Source organism: Kurthia huakuii LAM0618, from assembly GCF_000505545.1.
Taxonomy (GTDB): Bacteria; Bacillota; Bacilli; order Bacillales_A; family Planococcaceae; genus Kurthia; species Kurthia huakuii.
Map to the genome: position 1 here is coordinate 100764 of NZ_AYTB01000012.1, position 18041 is coordinate 118804.

At 41.1% G+C, this 18041-nt stretch carries 18 protein-coding genes and 2 riboswitches; of the genes, 1 reads left to right on the forward strand and 17 read right to left on the reverse strand.

Annotated features, from left to right (window positions below):
- Positions 1 to 6 precede the first annotated feature (6 nt).
- The 16 genes from V514_RS0109490 to V514_RS0109565 all read right to left on the reverse strand — a co-directional run bounded on the left by V514_RS0109490 (position 7) and on the right by V514_RS0109565 (position 16554).
- Positions 7 to 639 (reverse strand): FusB/FusC family EF-G-binding protein, encoded by a 633-nt coding sequence (locus V514_RS0109490; protein WP_029499717.1) that lies wholly within the window; start codon positions 637 to 639, stop codon positions 7 to 9.
- 99 nt (positions 640 to 738) lie between these two features.
- Positions 739 to 1110: a hypothetical protein gene (locus V514_RS0109495; RefSeq protein WP_029499718.1), complete on the reverse strand. Its 372-nt coding sequence runs from the start codon at positions 1108 to 1110 to the stop codon at positions 739 to 741.
- Between the two features lie 198 nt (positions 1111 to 1308).
- The gene (locus V514_RS0109500; RefSeq protein WP_029499719.1) at positions 1309 to 2610 is read right to left on the reverse strand and encodes a globin-coupled sensor protein; all 1302 of its coding nucleotides are present in this window, start codon (positions 2608 to 2610) and stop codon (positions 1309 to 1311) included.
- 133 nt (positions 2611 to 2743) lie between these two features.
- Positions 2744 to 3211, reverse strand: coding sequence for a 6,7-dimethyl-8-ribityllumazine synthase (gene ribH / locus V514_RS0109505; protein ID WP_029499720.1), 468 nt, complete (start codon positions 3209 to 3211; stop codon positions 2744 to 2746).
- Complete coding sequence (gene ribB / locus V514_RS0109510) at positions 3204 to 3824, reverse strand: 3,4-dihydroxy-2-butanone-4-phosphate synthase (RefSeq protein WP_029499721.1); 621 nt, start codon at positions 3822 to 3824, stop codon at positions 3204 to 3206. Before ribB ends, ribH begins: the two co-directional genes overlap by 8 nt.
- A gap of 12 nt (positions 3825 to 3836) precedes the next feature.
- A complete protein-coding gene (ribE, locus tag V514_RS0109515; RefSeq protein ID WP_029499722.1) occupies positions 3837 to 4466 on the reverse strand; it encodes a riboflavin synthase in 630 nt (209 codons plus the stop codon).
- A gap of 164 nt (positions 4467 to 4630) precedes the next feature.
- Positions 4631 to 4746, reverse strand: a riboswitch (FMN riboswitch).
- Positions 4747 to 4863: 117 nt separating this feature from the next.
- Positions 4864 to 4979: riboswitch (FMN riboswitch) on the reverse strand.
- Between the two features lie 155 nt (positions 4980 to 5134).
- Positions 5135 to 6544 (reverse strand): MFS transporter, encoded by a 1410-nt coding sequence (locus V514_RS0109520; protein WP_029499723.1) that lies wholly within the window; start codon positions 6542 to 6544, stop codon positions 5135 to 5137.
- Between the two features lie 110 nt (positions 6545 to 6654).
- Positions 6655 to 7821 (reverse strand): acyl-CoA dehydrogenase family protein, encoded by a 1167-nt coding sequence (locus V514_RS0109525; RefSeq protein WP_029499724.1) that lies wholly within the window; start codon positions 7819 to 7821, stop codon positions 6655 to 6657.
- A gap of 18 nt (positions 7822 to 7839) precedes the next feature.
- Complete coding sequence (locus tag V514_RS0109530; protein ID WP_029499725.1) at positions 7840 to 9033, reverse strand: acyl-CoA dehydrogenase family protein; 1194 nt, start codon at positions 9031 to 9033, stop codon at positions 7840 to 7842.
- A 17-nt stretch (positions 9034 to 9050) separates the two neighbouring features.
- A complete protein-coding gene (locus tag V514_RS0109535) occupies positions 9051 to 9485 on the reverse strand; it encodes a Zn-ribbon domain-containing OB-fold protein (protein WP_029499726.1) in 435 nt (144 codons plus the stop codon).
- An 11-nt stretch (positions 9486 to 9496) separates the two neighbouring features.
- Positions 9497 to 10660: a thiolase C-terminal domain-containing protein gene (locus V514_RS0109540; RefSeq protein ID WP_029499727.1), complete on the reverse strand. Its 1164-nt coding sequence runs from the start codon at positions 10658 to 10660 to the stop codon at positions 9497 to 9499.
- A gap of 18 nt (positions 10661 to 10678) precedes the next feature.
- On the reverse strand, positions 10679 to 11092 hold the full coding sequence (locus V514_RS0109545) for a MaoC/PaaZ C-terminal domain-containing protein (RefSeq protein WP_029499728.1): 414 nt from the start codon (positions 11090 to 11092) through the stop codon (positions 10679 to 10681).
- Positions 11093 to 11104: 12 nt separating this feature from the next.
- On the reverse strand, positions 11105 to 11554 hold the full coding sequence (locus V514_RS0109550) for a MaoC family dehydratase N-terminal domain-containing protein (protein WP_029499729.1): 450 nt from the start codon (positions 11552 to 11554) through the stop codon (positions 11105 to 11107).
- A 2-nt stretch (positions 11555 to 11556) separates the two neighbouring features.
- Positions 11557 to 13725: an acetate--CoA ligase family protein gene (locus V514_RS0109555; protein ID WP_029499730.1), complete on the reverse strand. Its 2169-nt coding sequence runs from the start codon at positions 13723 to 13725 to the stop codon at positions 11557 to 11559.
- A gap of 289 nt (positions 13726 to 14014) precedes the next feature.
- On the reverse strand, positions 14015 to 15886 hold the full coding sequence (locus V514_RS0109560; RefSeq protein ID WP_029499731.1) for a helix-turn-helix domain-containing protein: 1872 nt from the start codon (positions 15884 to 15886) through the stop codon (positions 14015 to 14017).
- Between the two features lie 155 nt (positions 15887 to 16041).
- A complete protein-coding gene (locus V514_RS0109565; RefSeq protein ID WP_029499732.1) occupies positions 16042 to 16554 on the reverse strand; it encodes a GNAT family N-acetyltransferase in 513 nt (170 codons plus the stop codon).
- A gap of 220 nt (positions 16555 to 16774) precedes the next feature.
- Between V514_RS0109565 and V514_RS0109570 the strand changes: the two genes are divergently transcribed.
- Positions 16775 to 16978 carry a hypothetical protein gene (locus V514_RS0109570; protein ID WP_029499733.1) on the forward strand — a complete coding sequence of 68 codons (204 nt, stop codon included), beginning with the start codon at positions 16775 to 16777 and terminating at the stop codon, positions 16976 to 16978.
- Between the two features lie 154 nt (positions 16979 to 17132).
- Here the strand turns inward: V514_RS0109570 and V514_RS0109575 are convergent, their stop codons facing one another.
- Positions 17133 to 17975 (reverse strand): C39 family peptidase, encoded by an 843-nt coding sequence (locus V514_RS0109575; RefSeq protein ID WP_029499734.1) that lies wholly within the window; start codon positions 17973 to 17975, stop codon positions 17133 to 17135.
- Between the last annotated feature and the right edge of the window lie 66 nt (positions 17976 to 18041).

Here is an 18041-nt window from a genome sequence, read left to right on the forward strand (position 1 = left end):
TACTTTCTACACTAAATTGCGCGCCACAAAAGCTTCTAATTTCTCGTAATCCGTCACGTGCGCATTGCATGTTTCCACGTCATCACAAATATAATTACTATATGATGTATACATATCTGCATTGCCTTTTACGGTTGCTGTAAATAAGTGAACCGCCCCGTGCTGATTACAAATCGCACAAATACCTTTTGTAGCATATTGTGGTTGTGATACGCCGCGTAACGCCACAAAGGCACCGTCTTTTTCAATAACGATATATTGGCGATGCGTGCCTGAGTCAAGCCATGATAAATAGCTAATGCTATGCCAATCAACCATTTCTAGCTTCGGCAATTTTAATTTTTTATCTTTGCGAAATAGCTTTTGTAAGCCTTTTTCCGAAATTGTTTTAAAAGGTATCGTATATCTCTTTAAGCTCTCTTTAAAAAGCTCTGCATCCGTACGATCTGAAATATTGCTAATTGCATGTAAAATTTCTGCTGTTGCATTCGGTAATTTCTCTTTTATTTCAGCAACTGCAAGACCTTTTACCGCATTCAATACTTCCGGATCTTTCGATGACGATTTCGCGCTTAAAATTTTCTTCACTTGCTGTTCGATTAAGCGCACATTCGCTACTGTTAAAAATGGGTTGGTCATGTGTTTTCCTCCGTATATTTAAATTAATGCCGATTGTTGCTACGGTGTCATTGCATTTATTATAGCACAAAAAAAAGAGCGGCCGAAGCCACCCTCTGCTTAGTCATTTGTCCAATCATCATCGCTCATAAAAGATTCAGCGAGACTACGTTTTTCGCGTACAAATTCATGAATCGTCCGCAAAAACATATCCATTAGGCGTGGCCCTAACACATCATTAAACCATAAGTAAATTTCGTAATCATCGGTGCCATATGGCGTCGCATTAATAAAAAACGTCGTGTCGCGCTCCTTATTATGTACGATATCGATATCAAACTGCGTAATTTCAAAGTGCTCTGTTTGAATACCTAAGCTCGTTAAATCAATTTCCACCTCAGTCGACCACGTATCGTACTTGTCCCCGCTCTCACGGTTCATCAAGCAAACTTCTGTATTTTCAAGTAAATATTGTAACGAATAAAATTCCATATGACTACCTCCACTTCATTCGATGTTGTTTCTATTATACATGAAGGAAAAATTTTTACATAACAGAACACGTTGAGGCATTAACCATTCAAAAAAACCTTTTCAACAGATTACTATTGAAAAGGTTCTTAATCCCTACACAAACATGCACACTCCACTACCGTTCTTCTGAGTTTCTTCTATTATAAATAGGCACTATTATGAAAACTGGCTTAACTGCGTAGACGCTTGTAAAATATCATCGCTACTACGGCGGATCGTTTGCATCGATGAATTAATTTGTACAACATCTTGATTAAAGCGATGATTACTATCTTTCAAATGTTGCATCGTACTATTCATCATTGCAAACGCCTGCTCTACCTTTTTCATTTCGTCAGTAGAGACATCGATTTGTTGGCGTAACGTATCTGACGTTGCAACAATCGTTTGCGTCTTTTGTTGTGACACATGTAAAATCGTACTTACTTCATCAACAGACTGCTTCGTATTTTCCGCTAATTTGCGTACTTCATCAGCAACGACGGCAAAACCTTTGCCTTGCTCACCAGCACGCGCCGCTTCAATTGACGCATTGAGTGCGAGTAAATTCGTTTGATCGGCAATCGACGTAATCAATTTTGCAATCGTTGTCATCTGCTCATTTAATGTAGAAAGTTCATCGACTTGCTGCTGAATTTGGCTCATTGTTTCAAGTAATACTTGCCCATCATGCCCTGTTTTTTGGACGCGTTGTTGTTCAACAATCGTTGTTTGTGCAAGTTGATTACTAATTTCAACATTGTCTTGCGATAAGTCGGTTAAATTTTGCAACACGCCACCCATCGCTTGTAATTCTTCATTTGTTGTAGATACAATTTGCCCTACTTCATTACTATTCGCCAAAATCTCATGCATCATCTGATCCTTTTGCACATTTTCTTGTTGCAACTGGCGTTGATGTTGTTCTTCATAAGATTCTAAAACAATTTGTTGTTCTAAATTTAAAATTTTTGAAATGGCCATAATAATACGATATTGCTCTCGTTGCGTAAAATCAGTATGCGCTACGATAACAAAAAAACCATTCAGTAAATCTTGAAACGCACTCATATACCATTTCGGCGCTAAACCAATACGTGCATGAACTTCTGCAATCTTGTAACGCTTTTGTAAATACATTTCATCAATGACACCATCAAACATTTCACTAATATGTTTGCGTAATGTCGCACTTAAACGCGAAACAGAACTATGTTTTTCGATAATTTGACCAAGTGACGATTCTTTTGCTAAATTTTCATAAAACTTTTCAACAATAGATTCCAAATTTCGTTGCAATGCTGGACGCATCACACGTAAGATAGCTAAATCATCAATTGTTAATTGCACCATCGCCATTTGGTGCTGCATCGATTGTTGCAATGTAGCTGAGATACTAACATTGCTACGTTCCTCTGCCAGCTGCGCATCTAATGTGACTTGTTGTTGTTCTTTTTTATGGCGTGAAAAAAATGCCATTTTTTAACCCCCAAAATCATTTAATTGTAAATGTTTATATATAAATTATACCATATGTCACAATTCAAAAAATCATTCTTTTAAGTATAATTTATTAATTAAATACAATTATATGAAGGTACAAAAGAACTATTTATTTTAGTAACGCCGTTAAATTAGCCATTTCAATTGCTGATACTGCTGCGTCATAACCTTTATTGCCCGCTTTTGTTCCTGAACGTTCAATTGCCTGTTCGATTGATTCTGTTGTCACGATACCAAAAATTACTGGCACCCCTGTTTGCAAACCTACTTGTGCAATGCCTTTTGCTGCTTCATTGCACACATAATCATAATGCGTTGTTGAGCCACGAATGACCGTACCTAAACCGATTACAGCATCGTATTCTCCTTTTTCCGCTAATTTCTTGGCGATAAATGGTACTTCAAAAGCTCCTGGCACCCATACTGTATCAATATTCGCTTCTTCTACACCGTGACGTAATAATCCATCTGTTGCACCATCGACTAATTTTGCGTTAATGAATTCGTTAAAACGTCCAACGACGATTCCAATTTTTAATCCTGTACCTACTAATTGTGCTTCAATTGTTTTACCCATGTGTAACCAGCTCCTTTTGTTGTTGTACATACGCTACTAATTGTTCAATAGAAATTAATGGACAGTTCATCATTCGTGAAATGCGCTCTAGCTCTGGCAAGCGTGCCATATGACCATCGGCGCTCATAATTTCACAAATAATACCCGCTTCTTTGACACCCGCAAGCTTCGCAAGTTCGACCGCAGCTTCTGTATGACCACGGCGTTCTAGCACACCACCATCTTTGGCAATCAACGGGAAAATATGACCTGGTCTGCGGAAATCTGCCGGCTCATCGCTCGTAATTAATTTTTCAATCGTCAGTGCACGTTCAAATGCACTAATGCCTGTATCTGTTTCTTTATAATCAATACTTACCGTAAAAGCAGTTCCATGATTATCGGTATTGTTTGTCACCATTGGCGCAAGTGCTAATTTTTGTGCAATCGCCGCTGAAATCGGTGTACAAATCAACCCCTTACCATACGTTGCCATCGCGTTAATCGTATCCGGTGTCACATAATCGGCTAATGCGACAAAATCACCTTCATTTTCGCGATCCTCATCATCAACAACAATAATCATTTTTCCTTGCTTTAACTGTTCAAGTGCTTCATCAATTGTATGTAGCATGTCAGTTCCCTCCTAATAGCCATGTTGCGCTAAAAAGTCGCGCGTTAATGGCGGTTGTTTAGCCGTTAGCTTTTCAACGTATTTCGCAATAACATCCGTTTCGATGTTGACGACTTCGCCTTTTCGCTTTTTGCTAAAAATCGTTTCTGCATACGTATGCGGAATAAGTGATACAGTAATTCCTTGTTCGCGGACATCAAAAATCGTTAAGCTCGTACCATCGATTGTAATCGACCCTTTTTTAATGCAATAACGTGTCAATGACGCATCTAGTCGCAAGTCGATATATACAGCATTTGACACCGTACGCTTTTTTGCAATGGTCGCTGTACCATCAACATGCCCCGACACAATATGACCACCGAAGCGGCTCGTTGCTAACATTGCACGTTCTAAATTGACACCATCACCTGATGCTAATTTTGCAAGGCTCGTTGCTTGAAACGTTTCCGGCATAACATCTGCTGTAAAAGTGGTTGTTGTAAAGTCCGTAACCGTTAAGCATACGCCATTGACGGCGATACTATCACCAAGCTGCACATCTTCAAGCACTTTTTTTGCGGCAATCGTTAATGCAAGTGCGTGTTGCTGCCGAGTGATTTTTTTTACTGTTCCAACTTCTTCGATAATTCCTGTAAACACAGTTTCATTCTCCTTTCTAAACTAACGCAATTAGTTTTTTCGGATAAATGAATAGAGGGATACTACGAACAAACTTTTGGGCATGTAAAAAGGGACCTCACGTACTAGCGGGGTCCCTTCATTTATGCGTCAACAAATAAGCGTACAATGGTACACTTTTTCTGCGCATTCTTCTCTCATCCAGACTATACTGTCGGCCCTGGAATTCCACCAGATCCTGCTCGAAAGCTCGCGGACTATAACCGCCGATTGGGAATTGCACCCTACCCCGAAGAATTGCTATGTAGTTTTGAAATAAAAAAATCCCGTCTAGGTACTATACCAAGCGGGGTTTGCAAATTTACGGTGCATCAAATAAACCATAATGAAACGCTACTGCGCCACTATCGTCATGCATCGAATCCTTCTCTCATCCAGACTATACTGTCGGCCTCGGAATTTCACCGAATCCTGCTCGAAAGCTCGCGGGCTATAACCGCCGATTGGGAATTGCACCCTACCCCGAAGGATGTATTCATTTATGGCCTTGATTGTAGCATTAATTTTTTCATTTGACTACTAAAAATAAAAATTCAGAAAATTAATATCTTAAAATCCCCTTTGAAAATGGACGATTGAAAAAAGCAGAAACCGCATAACGATGCGATTCCTGCTTTTTAAATCTAAGCTTATCCCTCTGAAATATTTTTCTCTATTTCTGCTACAGGAACAATGACTTTTTTGCTTTTTGGCACAATTAAAATAAAAGCAATGAGCGTCACGACAACGACTGCTAAACACGTATACAGTAAATAGCTAAACCCTTGACTCAAGTTTTCTGTTTGGACAAACATTCCTAATAGTGACGTAGCTAATAGCGCACCCATACTTACAGCTAATTGCATAACACTCATCGCCACACTAATATCCTTCGTAGGTAAATTCATTTGAATACCTGTATGGAAAATGGAAATTAACACACCACTTGTACTCCCCCACACAAGGAAAATAACGGTAAGCACAATCGTTGGCGCTGATACAGTAAAGAATGTTAACGAGAAAATCACGCCCGCAAAAATCAACATGGCGACAATGGCGACCATTTTAAAATCTTTTAATTTTGCAACAACAAAACCACTTATTGCAGCAAAAATAAAGGACGTAATCCCGCGTTCTGTCATGAAAACACCTGTTTCAGTTGGTGAGAAACCGTGAATATTTTGTAAAAATAACGGTAAAAAATAAATCAATCCTGTCGCAGCAAACATCGATGCCATACTTGCGACAATACAAATCGTAAAAATACGATGTTTAAACAAACGTAGCGGAATCAACGGATCGGCCGCTTTCTTTTGCACTAAAATAAAGCTTATTAAGCTCACACCTAGCACGATTAATAATACAGGTGTCACAGTTGGACTGCCAAATGATGTTAAACCGACTAACGCTAAAATCGCGACCGACAAAATCGTTGCGCCTAAATAATCCATTTTTGCGTGTTCAGCTTTCGGAATATTTGGCATCAATTTTAACACGATAATTAAGCCAATAATACCGACTGGGGCAATTGAGTAGAACACCCAATGCCATGAGAAGTATTGTACGAAAATACCACCAACTGTCGGTGCAATAATAGCCGTTAACGCATTTAACGAGCCATAAAACCCTAAAAATTTCGCACGATTATCAATATCAAAAATATCACTAATGACAATTAATGCAACAACAGCTGTCGTCGCGCCACCAATTCCTTGGATACCTCTAAAAATCATTAAATGATAAATATTTGATACCATCATCGGCGTAATGACTTCTGACACTAAAATAATTAAAATACCAATAATTAAAATTTGACGCCTGCCATAAATGTCACTTAATTTCCCGACAAATGGCGTAACAATCGCAGAAACAGCCATATTTACAGTAAAAACAAGTGCATAAAATTGTGCGCCACCAATATCGGTAATAATGCTTGGCAAGGCAATTGAAAACTCAATAGATACCATCATTCCTAATTCCATACATAAGAAAATTCCTGCGACGAGTAGTACTTTTTGTTTATATGACATCGATTCAACTGTACGATTTGTTTTGAACATCGACTTCACCTCGAGTTAAGATTTTCCATACAAAAAACTTCTCTTAGCAATGTCCTATACACTAACAAATGCTAAAAGAAGTCCCATTCCAAATAGTAACCAACTATTTTTTAAGAAATCAGTAAATTTTCATTTTCTGTGGCTGTAGCAGTGGCATCCCAACCAAGCGCAGCAATTGCACGGTCGTAGTATTGTGCTTGTGTTCCTAAATAATTTTCATAGAATCGCGAACGTTTTACAAATAAGTGACAATCAATTTCTTCAGTGAAACCAATACCACCATGAATTTGAATATTGTGCGCCGCAATGTCGACAAATGCTTGTGTTGCAAAAATACGTGCGCTACAAATCGCTTCAACACGATCCTCTGATGTTGTTTCAAGTGCCCAGTTTGCATAGTATGACAGCGAACGCGCTGTTTCAAGCGATAACTTCATATCAGCTAAGCGGTGTTTAATCGCTTGATAGCGGCCAATTGCTTGACCAAACTGCTCGCGGATACATGCGTATTCACTTGCCACTTCAACGATTTTTTCCATCGCGCCAACGCAAACCGATGAGACAGCCGCATTGTACGATAATAAACCTTCTTGAAGGATTCCCCAACCATCTCCAAGTGGTCCAATCAATGCGTTCAGTGGCACTTGTACATCATCAAACAGGACATTTGATAATTGACGTGTTTCATCAAATCCTTTTTGAGCTGTTATTGTCAGGCCTGGCGTATCCTTATCGACAATCACAATGCTCACTTCATCGTTTACGCGCACGGGAACGATGAAGTACTGTGCAAGTGCAACATCGGCTACTTGCGTTTTCACACCATTTAGCGTAAATTGCTCTTGTTCGAGTGTTGCAACGAGCTGAATTCCTTTTTCTGTATAACTACGTTTCGGCTCGAGCCAAGCAACCGTAAATGCCTTTTCCCCGCTTGCTACTTCAGATAAATAATGTTGCTTCTGCTCTGTTGTAGCAAACTGCTCAATGATCGGTACCGCAAAGGCACTCGTTTCTAAAAAGACGCCGGGCATTAATGTACGACCGAACTCTTCCATAATCGGTACAAGATCGAGTTTACCAAGCCCCATACCGTCATAATCATCTGGAATGTTGACCATCATACAGCCAAGCTCATTGACACCTGCAACTGCTTGCTTGACCGCTTCGACATCCCCTGCAATATAGTCGCGCGCTACTTTCGTTTGCTCTTGGTCATTCAGGTATTTACGCACAAACTTACGAAACATTTCTTGCTCTTCATTTAATGAGAAATCCATTGACCTTCACCAACCCTTCTAGCGACCGACATCTTTTGGCAAGCCTAAGATGCGCTCCGCAATCGTATTTTTTTGAATTTCACTCGTACCGCCACCAATCGTTTGGCCGAATGAATACAAGTAATTTTTCTGCCAATAACCTTGGTCTTGTACAGCATCTTCTTCCCACAGCATCCCTGCATGACCTTGAATCGAAATAGCTTCTGAGAACAATTTTTTCGTCATTTCACTCACAAATAATTTATCCATTGAGCCTTCAACACCTGGATGCCCAACTTTTAGCTGCTTCGTCAAATTGCGATAATAGTTCAATAATGAGCCGCGCTGATTCATATATAAATCAAGCAAGCGTTTGCGTACTTCTGGCTTCGCAATCAGTGGCGCATCATCTTCGGTAACCGTTTGCGCTACTTCAACAAGCTCTGCAAACTGTTGTTCAAGTGAGAATACTTGCGCACCAATACCGGTACGTTCGTGCATCAATAGGGCGATTGTTACGCGCCAGCCATCATCAACTTGCCCGATAATTTCGCTATCATACGCGACGGCATCCGTTAAATACACTTCGTTGAAATCATGCTCCCCATTCATTTGAATAATCGGGCGTACTTCAACGCCCGGCTGATTCATATCAAGCAAGAAACATGTAATGCCATGATGCTTTTTCTCGCCCTTGCTCGTACGGGCCACAAGGAAGCAGCGATCCGCAAAGTGCGCAAAGCTCGTCCAAATTTTTTGACCATTAATAATCCATTTATCGCCTTTTTTCACAGCGGTCGTTTGCACTGCCGCTAAATCTGAACCCGCATTTGGCTCAGAATAACCTTGGCACCATACTTCTTCCCCTGTTAAAATTTTCGGAATGTATTTTTCTTGTTGCTCCGGCGTCCCAATTTGCATCAATGTCGGCCCAACCATATGAAGGCCTACATAGTTAACAAGTGGCGGTGCTTTCACGCGCACCATCTCTTGATGATAAATAATTTCTTCCATGAGTGTCGCATTGCGGCCACCATGTTTTTGGGGCCAAGCAATCGCTGCCCAGCGGCTATCTGCTAATGTTTTTTGCCATTGGCGTAAAAATTGCCCAAGCGCCGCCTCTTCTGTTGGCAGCTGTTGCGATTCTAACCAGCCCTCCGGTAAATTTTCTTCAAGCCATGTACGCAATTCTTGGCGAAACTGTTCTTCTTGTACTGTGTATGAAAAATCCATCGCAATCCCTCCTCAACTTATGCGAGCGTCCATTGTGGCAACGCGCGGTCCTCTGTAATGTCTTGCCACACCATCTTCACTGGTGTGCCGATATCAAGCTGTTCAGCCGTTGCTCCTAATACATTGCCGATAATTTTAACATCTGGTAAATGGTCCAGTTCAACAACCGCAATCACAAGTGGTACATCGTTTTCAAAGCCTGGTAAAAATGGGCGATACGATACGACATACGTATAAATCGTGCCGCTAATATCGGTGCCTTGATTTTCCCATACAAGCTCTTGGCTACCACAGTGTGCACATGCTGGACCCGGTGGATGTGCATAGGTATTGCAGCTCGTACATTTTTGAAGCACAAGCTCGTGACGATCCGCCGCATCCCAGTACGGTGCATTATCAATTGTTTTTAATGGAATTGGTTTCGCATACTCTACCTTTGTTTCTTCAATCATGTGAACTCCCCCTATTTTCGTAAAATCATCGCGCCGGCCATATCTGGACCTGCCCAACCTGTACAAATTGCAATATCATGTTTTTTCGCCTGACGTTCCGTACCTTCATATTCACCGCGTACTTGGCGGACGATTTCAAGCACGTTGTTCATGCCATGTGTATAACCTTCTGATAACATGCCACCAGCTAAGTTCGTTGGCAATTGACCATCGATTTTCAAATTCCCTGCGGCTACAAAATCGCCAACCTCGCCTTTTGGTGCTAGACCATATGCCTCTAATTGACGCAGTACAACCCAGCTAAAGCAGTCGTAAATTGAAGCGATATCAATATCTTGCGGGCCAACACCAGCCGCCTCATAAAGTGGCTTTGCAACATAGTCTGACGCGACCTCGTCGATATTTTTCCAATAATGCGCGTGTGACACTGCACGACGCGCCGCCATGCCCATAATATATGCCGGTTTTGACTGACAATCTTTCGCCCGCTCGGCACTTGTCACGATAATCGCATTCGCCTCGTCTGACTCTAAGCAGAAATCATGCTTCGTAAACGGTGAACTTAGCTGTGCCGTTTTTAAATAATCTTCCATCGTTAGTGGCTTGCCGTAGAAGAATGCATTTGGATTGCGCTGTGCGTGCTCATAAAAGCTCGTACATACATGTCCTAAATGTTCTTGCGTTAAACCATTTTGCTTCATATGGCGTGTTGCGAATAAACCAAACCATTGACTTGGACTCGCAGCACCGTATGGAATAATGTGACTGCCACCTTCAAACGCCGATTGTAATAGATCACTACTCCAACCGCCACCACCCATGCGGACACCAGAACGTCCATTCATCGAGCGATAAATAAGCACCGTTTTCGCTTGACCTGTTTCAATCAAACCTACTGCATCGGCAATCAGCATTTCCGTACTACTACCGCCGCCTAAAATCTCTTTCACGTAATTTGGGCGTACCCCTAAATACGTTGCGAGTTGATGTGGCGAGCATGAGTCATTCTCACAATAGCTCATGAAGCCATCGATTTCTTTTGCATCAATACCAGCATCCGCAATCGCCGCACGTGCAGCATCTAGTGCTAAATGTAGCGGCGTTGTGCCTGAGTTTTTTGAACGTTTACTTTCACCAACACCAACGATGGCATATTTATCTCGAATTTGATTCATCCGTAACACTCCTTCAACTTAAAATTGTAGCGTTGCTTCGCCAGAACCAACGACTTTTTCAGGACCTTTTTCTGCATATAATGTTAGTACCGCAAAGCGCGCACCGTGTTGTTCATACGTTTCCTTAATAACGCCGCGGCACGTAATCGTATCTTTTGGGAATGTCATCGCACCAAAGCGCATACTGAAATCTTTGACAATCGCGAGGTCACCTGCAAGATGATTGACATATTCGCCTAAAAAGCCCATGATGAGCATGCCGTGTGCGATAACACCGGGCATGCCGATTTTTTGAGCAAAGGCATCATCGGTATGAAGTGGATTGAAATCGCCCGATGCGCCAGCATATTTTACGAGCTGTACTTTCGTCACCGGCTCTTTTGTATAAGCAGGAAGCTCCTGCCCTGTTGTCAACTGCGCTAATTCTAGCATCGTCATTCCTCCTTAGGCATTCGCCGAAACCGAGCGATAAATAATATTTGTACGACTTGTCACGACATGCGCACCAGCTGCATCCGTCATTTCCGTATCCATGACGATAAATTCCATCGTGCCATTTTTACCTTCACGCTCATAGACATCGGTCACTTTTAACTGACACGTTAGGACATCGCCTGGGCGAATTGGACGCGTATAAATGAAGCGCTGTTCCCCGTGTAACATACGGCTATATTCGAGTCCTAAATCTAAGTCCTCATCGCTTTCTTCAGACATGGCGATTGGAAATGTCGGCGGTGCAATAATACCGCCATGTACGGTTTTTTTCGCAAATTCTTCATCGCTATAAAGTGGATTCGTATCGCCAATCGCTTGCGCGAATTGACGAATATGACACTTTTCCACTTCAACTGTATACGGCTTGCCCGCTTTCCCAATTAAATGTGCTACACTCATCGCTATCCCTCCATCATTTGTTGAATCGCTTGTGGCTCTTTCACTACGAGCATCGCGTCTGCTGCTTTAATACCTTTTTCATAAACAACAAGTGGATTAATATCCAGCTCTTGAATATGGTCCTTGTGATCGGTAATGAGTGCCGAAACTTTTAAGAGCACATCAACAATTGCTTCTTTATCAACAGGTGCTTTTCCGCGTGCACCATGTAAAATCGCTTTTCCTTGTAATTCATCGATAATATTCAACGCATCCTGACGATTAATTGGTGCTACCTTGAAGGCGATATCTTTAAACACTTCAACGAAAATACCACCAAGTCCCGCCATAATCACCGGGCCAAATGTGTCATCGTTGTGCGCGCCAATAATCACTTCTACGCCTTCCGCTAACATTTCTTGCACCGACACACCATGAATGCGCGCCTTTGGATTGTACGCTTGTGCATTTTTCACAATCTCTGCATACGCTTGACTAACCGCTTCTGGTGTTTGGACATTCAAGCGAATGGCATCTGCTTCCGTTTTATGTGGAATGTCTGGCGAATCGATTTTTAACACGACCGGATAACCAATGGCCGTCGCATGTGTTACCGCCTCTTCAAGCGTTGTCGCGATGCGGCGCTCTGTTGTCGGAATCTCGTAACGTGACAGCACTGCACTCGCCTGCGCTTCGCTCAATGTTTCACCCGCTACAAGTAAATCACTTAAATCCGCATGTGGTTGCTTGTAATCTGCTAGTGCCGTTACTTGTGAGCGACGATATGCCTCGCTATATTCAACTAATTTCGTTAACGCACGTACTGGATTTAAACTACATGGCACAACGGCGATACCATTTTTCACTAATGTAGCCGTTGCTTTCGGGTACGTCATACCTTCTAATGGGAACGGGAACAACGCAATAACTTTATCACTCGCATTACTTAGCTCAATGAACTCTTGCAGTTGTGGCGAGTTTTCATCCCACGCAAACGGGAAATCTGTGAAAATGATGTTGTGTACATCCGGGTCATTTACTAAAGCTTTTAACGGCTCCAAATAAAATTCCGGATTGGAGACGCTTGCTGCAGCTGTTAAATCAACAGGATTTGCCGTACTCGCATAATCTGGTAAATTTGTTTGAATTGCTGCGCGCGTTTCTGGTGACAGCTCCATAATGTTTAAGCCATGCGCCTCGCAACGATCCGCTTCATTAATACCACGACCACCTGAGCTCGTAATAATAACGGTATTTTTCCCTTTTGGTAATTTGTCGGGATTAAATAATTTCGTAAAACCGATGACATCATCAAAATCTTCTGCGCGAATAATGCCATGCTGCTTAAAGAAGGCGTCATAAATTTTATCTGAACCTGCAAGTGAACCTGTATGCGAAGCAGCTGCACGACTACCAGCCGAGCTTTTGCCTGTTTTCATTAATAAAAGAGGTTTATTTTTTGCGAGTGCTTCTTTTGATAACGTTTTCAATTTTTCAGGATTTTTAGCACCTTCTAAATAACCGCTAATAATACTCGTTTGTGAATCGTGCACCATATATTCCATGAAATCTTCAAATCCTGATTCCATTTCATTGCCTGTGCTGACAAAATAATTGAAGTTAATGCCATGTTGTGCAGCGGCCATATACGTTAACACGCCAAATGCGCCACTTTGCGAAATGTACCCAACGCCGCGCTTGCCATCAAGTGGTACCGTTAAAAATGATGGTGTAAACGTACCGATTAAACCATTTTCTGTATTGACGAGTCCAACACAGTTTGGTCCAACGATGCGAATGCCATGCTCTTTCGCTAATTGTGCCAATTCTTGCTGCAACTGTTCGCCATATTCCCCAGCTTCTGAGAATCCTGACGCAAAAATAATCGCCGCTTTGACATTTTTCGCCGCACATGCTTCAAGCCCTTCTTTAATTTGTTCCAGGCCTAGACAGAAGATGACGAGATCAACATCCCCTGGCACCTCTGCTAATGTTGGATAGCATGTAAGACCAGCAATTTCTTTTGCCGTACGATGAATTGGAATAATATCTCCAGCAAACTTGCCATCGATTAATGCTCGAATTTGAAGATGGCCAATTTTATACGGGCTTTCTGAAGCACCTAAAATAGCAATAGACTGTGGGTTAAACAACGGTTTCAATGATTCATAGTTTTGTAAATCTTGTGTCATCAATTTATCCCCCTTATGTCGTTCATTCGCAGATTCGTTATCTGTGACTCAATAATACCTTTAGTATTCTGAAAATAAAGAAAATTAAGATTCGCTAAAGTAATAAACTAATAAGTAATTTAAGACATTTAAAATAGGCTCTAATCCTTGATATAGCAACGTTTCAAAAAAAATTAAATTTTTTTATGCGCATCGTAGCCCCGACATAGCAACATGTAAGCCCGACTTTTCCACAATGTAAGCGCTTTACAAAAATCCACAAAAAAAGAACCGCTATATAAAGCGGTTCTTACGATAAAATCCAGCGTTCTAAACGTTTGCGCACTTTGAGCGATGGATTGACTAAATTACGCTCTAATTGGCTAACATAGGCAGCAGATAAATGAAGCATTTCTGCTGCCTGCGCTAGCGTGAGCTGCCGTTTTTTTCGGAACTCGGCGAGCTGCTGTGCAAGTGCCGTATTATCTTTTTTCGCTGGTAATACATTGCGCTGTTTTTCAAGCGAACGATACGTGTCCAAAATCGCTTGTGGTGGTTCAATAATAACAGAGGCATTGAGCCAATAATTTCCCCAACCCTTACCAACAGCGGCTTCCTCCTGCCAATTCGTATAATGCCAACCGGCAATCACACCATCTGTTGTCAATTGATCGAGCGCCTTTTCAAAACGTTCACGCGTTCGTGTCGGCGAGCGGCGATTTAATGTTTCACCAATTGCTTCTAACAATGTCGCCACTTTATTTGGCTGCCAATAATTTGCTTGTGAAGCCTGTGTGCGCCAGCGCCAGCTCAAATAACGACAGAGCTGTTTTTCATAACGGAAGCGGTATAAATGATAGTTAAAAGCATGAAATGGCAACAACGCCAGTTGACGCTGTGTGCCGCTTAAATAATGCGCAAAAATAGGGCCCAATTTATAGCGATACGGTTGTTCAAAAACGAGTAATGGTCCAGCCGTCTTTAACGGTGCCAATTGGTTTGTATGGTAACTCATGGTTCGCTCGATTTCGACATGAATGCTTGCAAGCAGTTGCAACACTTCTTCAATTTGTTGCTTTTGTTTCGCTTCATAGCCACCGCGACGTCCCTCGCCACCTAATTTTTGCTTAATATCTCGCATCATTAAAATATCAGCTAGGCGCACGGTAATCGTCTCATCTAATTGCTTTGAATTATGGAGATAAAAGCCACATAAAATGTCGAGCACATCGACTGCTAAAATCGGCAATGTTGCATCGACTAAAACATTTTCCGGCAACACGAATGACAACGACCCTTTCGTTTTTCCCTTTTGGAATGCATAGCTCGTTTGCCCATCCTTTAGCTGATACAGTATTTCTCGAATAACTTGATAAAGCGTATTGTTCATGACATACATATAGTTTGGAACTGTCGTCAACTTCGAAAAATCACGTTCTTTTTGCATCGTCTGCGTAACGCTTTTTTCTAATTCAATGTACACTTGTAAATCCTTTTTTAAAATGCGAATGATATTTTCTTGCCAATCTTTGATGTATTGATCAACAATCAATGACACTTTATCAATAAACAAAGCATTATTCGACACGTCGTTCATATACGCAAAAAAGAGCTCATTTAACGCCTCATCCGATAATTTTTTTAACGAATTAAGCCCTTCCTCTACGACGACATCCTCTAAAATCGCCATCGTCAACATATCGTTATACCATGTCGTAAATGTATTCCACGTCTCTTCTTCGCCGATAAACGTCCATTTTTTCAATACTTTTTTTGTAATATCAAGCGAATCATCGAGTAAATGTCGATCTTGTAGCATTGCTACATTTAATTTTTGCTGTTGTTCGACCACATAAAAAATAATCGACTTCGCAAGCTTTTCAATGACACGCTCACGAGCTCGTACACGCAGTTGGAAAAATAGTGCTTCATTTTCTTTATACGAACACGCCTTGACAATAAAAATCTTTGACGTGTGAAAAATTTTTTCTTCATCTAATTTTAAAATTGTTCCTAATGACTGATACGTGTCAAATAGTTTCACATAATCATACGGTTGCGCATCTTGCTCGAACATAAATAACGCGTAAAACGGGTCAATACGCGCACGCAATTTAGCGAGTTCGGGTCCAAATTTCTCGAATGTTGGACTGATGGATAACGAGAGATGATTTTTTGACATACACACACCTCCAAACAAGTTCTTCATTTATTAAAATTCGACATTTACGACAATAAAACCTCGTTAAAAAGAAAAAATATACATAAACTATATTTTACCACATAACAAAAAAGTAGCAATCTCCTTTATCGATTGCTACTTTCCCATTCCGCTTGTTATGGTTTGTTCGTCACAAAAACATGTACTTCTTGTCCATTCAACATTTCCGTTTTGTCTAAATGCATACCAATTGTTTCGGCAATCCGCATGGAAACAAAATTGCCCGGTTGAATTAAGGCAATTAACTGCGTTAACTGCATTTCTTGTTCAGCATACGCTTTCATCGTTTCTGCCGCTTCTGTCGCAAAACCTTGCCCCCAATACGCCTTCGCAACCCAATAACCAATTTCGAATTGCATTTGGCCATTAACAATTTGTGGCACGATGCCTGCATGACCGATTGGCTCGCCTGTTTTACGATTTTCGATAATTTTTAGACCCGTCTGCTCATCTTCACGATAATGAGTATAAATCCATGATAAAAATTGTTCGACTTCCGCATCATTACGAGTTTGACCGTCACCGATATAGCGCATCATATCTTTTGATTGTAATAATCCTTTTAAAAAATAAAAATCTGCATTCGTATAGTTACGAAAACGTAAGCGCTTTGATTGTAGATGGAACATAAAAGTCCCTCACTTTCTATAACCTATTATTCGTGAACGTCCACAAATAATAATTAAATCTATGCTACCAACTTTTTAAGTCTTACTATTATTGTACCTTTTTTTAGGAGGAAAAGCTGTGCTATTTCAGATGAATTATGAACAGACAGTCAAGTTTTTTTAACATATACTACTAAAATAGCCTAAAATTTGATTTAATAAATATACGGAGGTGGAGCTGATGGAAGAAATGACGAATTACGGCGATGTCTTTTTCACACTATTTATGATGGGCGGATTTTTATTGTGGCTCTTGCCGCTCATTTTTGTTATTTGGTTTATGATTACGACTGTAAAGCATTTGAAAAAGCAAACCGCACTACTAGAAAAAATCAATACCCAAACGACACATACGCCGTCGTTTGACAAAGATTCATCGCACTAATATTTCGCTGAAAAGAGGCTTGGACAAAACAGTTCATGTTCCTTTTTTAGCGTTCGCCACAAAAAACCGGAATCGCGCCACAGTGCGATTCCGGTTTTTTTTATGCTCATCTGAGAGGGTATTTTTACACGTATGTCCCAGCCTCTTTTCAATTTTAGCGAATCGCTACAGCTTGTTTACGCGCTACATAAGCTGTTTCAAATTGCTCTTTTGGTACCCAATAAATTTCGCGGTCATCCGCCGGGTCATGAACGCGATATTGTTGCGTTACACTGTCATAGCCCGTTAAAAGCATGACATGTAAATTGCTGACGTATGTTGCTGGGCGTTTTTTACCAACATCCCATTCCCCTTCGCGCGGTGGTTCAAAGCGGAATGTTACCCACACCACAACGGGATGATTTTGTGCTAGCTCTCGCTGTAATTGCTTAGGCGATGCTCCTGAAATATCAACAACCATCTTACTATATACTTCGCGCGCATACGCTGTTAATGGTTTTGGAAAAATCGTTTGAAAATAACCTTCCATCGTATAATACGGTGAACCAACAAAGCCTTGCGTTGGATTACGCTCTGCTTTTGGCATTTGATCGAGCATCGTTTTTAACGACACCTCGCTATAGCCTTTGTAGCGTAAAGCCATTAATAACGATGTCCCCTCACAACCAAACGGCGCATCTAACGGGCGATATTGGCTAATATAGGGCACGGGCAATTCCGTATGTTGATAGCCACGTGGCCTATTCGCTACATCGACTTTCGGCACCCATCCTACAAAGTCACCATATGTGACATAATAATGTGCGCCTTCATAATTTGTTGCATACAATTCCGTATGTGCCGGAATAATAGCTAGCGTTGTTCCCTCATACGGTACACGTTTCAATTTCGTCTCTTCAGTCGTATAAAGCGCCTTTTTTTGGCCCTCTTTCAATTGATACGATACTGCCGCTAGTCCTAGCGCAGCCGCAAGCGGTATCCATCGTTTTTCTGCCATCAAAATCCCTCCTACTCATTTCTTTCATTATAATCTCAAGGTAGTTTTTTTGACAAATATATACTT